Genomic DNA, 3814 nt, shown 5'->3' on the forward strand with positions numbered 1-3814 from the left:
AAAACGACAAATAAGCCCATCTTCAGGAAAAGAATGTATTTTTAGAGGTTCCCTTTTTTGAATCCCATCTTTGTATATGGATTTGGGACGTAATATCTTGTAATCCAATATTTAAGATACTCTTTCGCTTCATTTTCAGTTATATCATGGTCAAATCTAGGATGAAACATTTTTCTTTCATCAACATATTGTAGGCCCAATTGACAAGACAACTGACAGGCGGTCCTAAGAAAAGCTTTACCAATCGGATGTTGCAACATATGTGATTTGTACTCACCTTCTGAGCAAACTCTTTTGGGAAGCCAAGAAACCATTTCTATGATGTTTTCCGTGCTAACTTTTCTCCATTTACATATTGGGTCACCCATATGCTACCTCTTGTTAAGCCAAAACGATATAAGTTGTTGCTCTCTTTTTTCAATCTCTTGGATTTGTTCATCGTTTAGACGATCCAATGTTTTATAATCGGCTCCAAGGATTTTCTTTTCAGATTCTGTCAATAGATTTTCTTCTAGAGCAATCTGAATGCTCCATTGTTCTGCCATTGCTCTCGCTATTCCCGGGAAAGTTTTACTTCTTAATGTTCGTCGTTCTTCTGGAGTTTTCGCTTTTGATAGTGCTTCAGAATACCACTTGGGTTGGGACTTGCCACTTTTGAAAAAAATCTTTTCGCCATGGTCTTCTGTTTCTTTCGAGGGATGCAATGTCCATAGATTTTTCAGCCACAAACAGGTTCCTTTTGAATACGGATCACCAAATTCATATGGTTGAATTTTTTGGTCGGGCTTTCTCCATCTATTACTCATTATGCCAACGGGATTTTCTATAGCAATCCTCTTTATTCTTGCGTTTGCAAGGAGCATGAAAAAATTAACGCCATCTTCTCGATCTTTTGCTCTGTTCGGATATTTAGGATGGGGGCGTCTCTTTTCAACAGGTAAATTTTTGTCGTCTGGATGGTAATACCATTGCGCTCCGCTAACAGCTAAATACGTACAGGGCGGATGGCCTATCATAAGATCCCACATCCCATTTACAGAAGCTTTCTTTCCATTTTGTAAAATCAAGTTTGTTTTGTTTAAGACTTCTGTAACATCATGATTAAAATGCCATTCCGGATGTTCTCCGCTGCAAGCCAACAAGTCGCAACTATATGCATTATGTCCTAGTTTTCGAAACGCTTTACATACAGCTTGACTTTCTTCGCACGCAATAAGAATGTTTAGGGGCCTTTTCATTACCTATCCCCTCCATTCATGGCATTTGCCATCGCATTTGCAATGCTCTTTGCAAAAAGGACGGGAACCGCGTTTCCAATCATTTTGAAGCAGTATGGATTGGAACCCAGAAATTTGTAATCAAGAGGAAAGGACTGAAGAAGCGCTGCTTCCCTTATTGTTATCGTTCTTAATTGCTTAATATCAGGATGGATAAACATGTATCCATCTTTTTGAAGGTGCGCAACAATTGTTGGCGAAGGCTTATCCCATTCAATATTTCGGTATTTGATATGATTGGATGTATGGCCGGTGATCTTCGTGTAGAATTTCTTTTTCTCTTCCTGAGAGAAAGAATTCATATCCTTAGAAAGCCATTCATAGAAGAGCGTCTGATCTCTTTTGCCGTTATATCGAGGAACATGAAGGTCGACCTGCTTGCCAGAAACCTGTTTGTGAGAAACCTTTGACCTTCCCGAATCTTCAACAGTCTCCAATGGATATAGCTTGGGAAGTTTCCCAATAGCATCACGTACGGTTTTATATTCCGCTACTTTATATGAATCAAGTGATTTGTAAAACGAATCAAGTTTAATTTTGGATTTTTTAGGAACGCCAATAATTATGACTCGGTTTCTTTTTTGGGGTACGCCAAAATCTTCTGCGCAATAAACAGATTTTTTTAATTCTTCGGGTTTTCTGATTTCATAACCAATCTTATCAAAGGCTTCATAAATTCGTTCTTTGACAGGTTTATCGCCGGGACATGCGCTCAATAAGCCGGGAACATTTTCAAAGACGAAAAATTTCGGTTTGAAATAATTGACGATTTTGACGAAACTTTCAAATAAGTAGTTTCGATAATCATTTTTCATTCCAGTTGGAGATTGAGCTCTTCCCGCAATGGAGTATGCTTGGCAAGGAGGGCCTCCAATAATGCAGTCAACCTTTCTTGTTCCGATTAACCCGACAAGGCCCTTTTCAATAACAAGCGAATCATTCTCTGCTCCATACAGTTTTCTTGATTCATCGGACCATTGACCGAGAATTAATTCGTCTGTTTTCTGAACATCAAATTTTATGACTCTTCTTTTCGCATCATTTTCAGAATGATTCCATTTATCAACTAAACGTTTTCTTAACGTGTTGACCATAGGAGTTTCCCATTCCACATGAGCGAGCCCTTCATACTCGCCTGTAGCAAGGAATCCTTCGGATAGTCCTCCGCATCCGGCAAACAAATCGATAAATGTATAAGGCCTTTTCTGAGCCATCATTCGCTCCGTGTTGAAAGTGAACGAGTTCACTCTCGCGGGAGCGGTTCTGGCCGATTCGCTTGGCCGGGGTGCGGACAAAAAAGAACGGCGGGGAGCCGACTCACTCCTCGCCTAAAAGCGCGACATTTTCAAACGAATACAATACACCCGCATAATCTTGCAATAGATTGCTTCACCCTTTCAGGGTTCGCAATGACATTGCACAACAGTCCCGAACGGATACAATACGCCCGGGGTATACACTACGCCCATGCAATACACGGGCTGTGGCGAGTCATTGTCTTATTCTTTGTGTTTGAAAGTGTCTAGTTTTCAGTCGAAGAACAAGAGCGATACTCAGCGAGTGTTCACCCTCGTTCTTGCAGACACGTCCAAGCTTTTTCTGGATATAAAAAAGGCGTGGAGTTGAATGCACTTACCGACTGAAGGCCTAGACTGCCCGAACACAATAAGCGCAAACAACTCACGCCCCATAATGGCCGCTTACCTACAGGCAGATTTATCAAATATGCATGTACCAAAACGATGCGGCAGGCCTAAACCGGTCGCAGACGTGAGCGTTCGCCTTATTCTCCATGTTCGTGAAAGTGTCTAGTTTTCAGCCGGAGAACAAGAGCAAAAACTCTATTTGCCTTGAAATATAGATTTTTGGAATGGCAAAAGGTGACATTTGCCGTTTTTGTTGCAAAAAAGCGACCTAAAATAGCAAAACCGGCCCCTGCGGACCGATTTTAAACAAAAAAGTGCTCCAAGGCCCTAGTTAAAGGAGCCCGTGTTCCCTGAGAATCTTCTCGTACTTGTCGGCACGATTTTCTGCAGCATCCGCACGAGACTTTTCTTCGTCAGCACGGGTTTCAGCCTCGCTGGCGCGTTTTTCGGCAGCTTTAGTGCGCTGGCGTTCATCGTACACCAAGTCATCCAATTCCTGTTGCCAAGTCATATAGCGCTTCCTCGTTTCGTTGTCCGACAGATACCATTGCCGCTGAAGTTCGATGTTCTTTGTTCCCTTGGATGTTGCCTTGTTGGTCGCAAAGTATTCGAGATACTCCTTGACCGACTGCTCGGCTACATCCCTATACTTATTGAATATATAAAAATATTAGTGTCCGGTAAAACTTTTTAATTCAACCTGAAATCTAACAAAAAAGGCGACTTCCGTTTCCGGGAGCCGCCGCTTTTGACTATAGGGTACCTCTAAAAATACATTCTTTTCCTGAAGATGGGCTTATTTGTCGTTTTCAGGCGTAAAATTATCGTAATTCAGACGCTGTCCCTTCTTTGTTCCGGGCCTTTCGGCCCGGTTTTTCGCCCCGGTGGGCG

General features: G+C 41.9%; 4 protein-coding genes. All 4 read right to left on the reverse strand.

What is annotated here, in order from left to right; all coding sequences use genetic code 11:
* Nucleotides 1-41: 41 nt before the first annotated feature.
* On the reverse strand, nucleotides 42-368 hold the full coding sequence (locus Q0P86_RS16615; RefSeq protein ID WP_295041046.1) for a hypothetical protein: 327 nt from the start codon (nucleotides 366-368) through the stop codon (nucleotides 42-44).
* A 3-nt stretch (nucleotides 369-371) separates the two neighbouring features.
* Nucleotides 372-1238, reverse strand: a complete 867-nt coding sequence (locus Q0P86_RS16620) for a hypothetical protein (RefSeq protein WP_295041048.1) — start codon at nucleotides 1236-1238, stop codon at nucleotides 372-374.
* Complete coding sequence (locus tag Q0P86_RS16625) at nucleotides 1238-2491, reverse strand: DNA cytosine methyltransferase (RefSeq protein ID WP_366941356.1); 1254 nt, start codon at nucleotides 2489-2491, stop codon at nucleotides 1238-1240. Before Q0P86_RS16625 ends, Q0P86_RS16620 begins: the two co-directional genes overlap by 1 nt.
* A 763-nt stretch (nucleotides 2492-3254) precedes the next feature.
* On the reverse strand, nucleotides 3255-3434 hold the full coding sequence (locus Q0P86_RS16630) for a hypothetical protein (RefSeq protein WP_295041052.1): 180 nt from the start codon (nucleotides 3432-3434) through the stop codon (nucleotides 3255-3257).
* Nucleotides 3435-3814: the final 380 nt, after the last annotated feature.

Origin of the sequence: uncultured Fibrobacter sp., from assembly GCF_946062555.1 — a bacterium.
Taxonomy (GTDB): domain Bacteria; phylum Fibrobacterota; class Fibrobacteria; order Fibrobacterales; family Fibrobacteraceae; genus Fibrobacter.

What these genes read in the sequence shown, in the direction of transcription:
- Q0P86_RS16620 (WP_295041048.1), bottom strand. Translation starts at nt 1,238, where the DNA reads ATGAAAAGGCCCCTAAACATTCTTATTGCGTGCGAAGAAAGTCAAGCT.
- Q0P86_RS16615 (WP_295041046.1), bottom strand. Translation starts at nt 368, where the DNA reads ATGGGTGACCCAATATGTAAATGGAGAAAAGTTAGCACGGAAAACATC.
- Q0P86_RS16630 (WP_295041052.1), bottom strand. Translation starts at nt 3,434, where the DNA reads ATGACTTGGCAACAGGAATTGGATGACTTGGTGTACGATGAACGCCAG.
- Q0P86_RS16625 (WP_366941356.1), bottom strand. Translation starts at nt 2,491, where the DNA reads ATGGCTCAGAAAAGGCCTTATACATTTATCGATTTGTTTGCCGGATGC.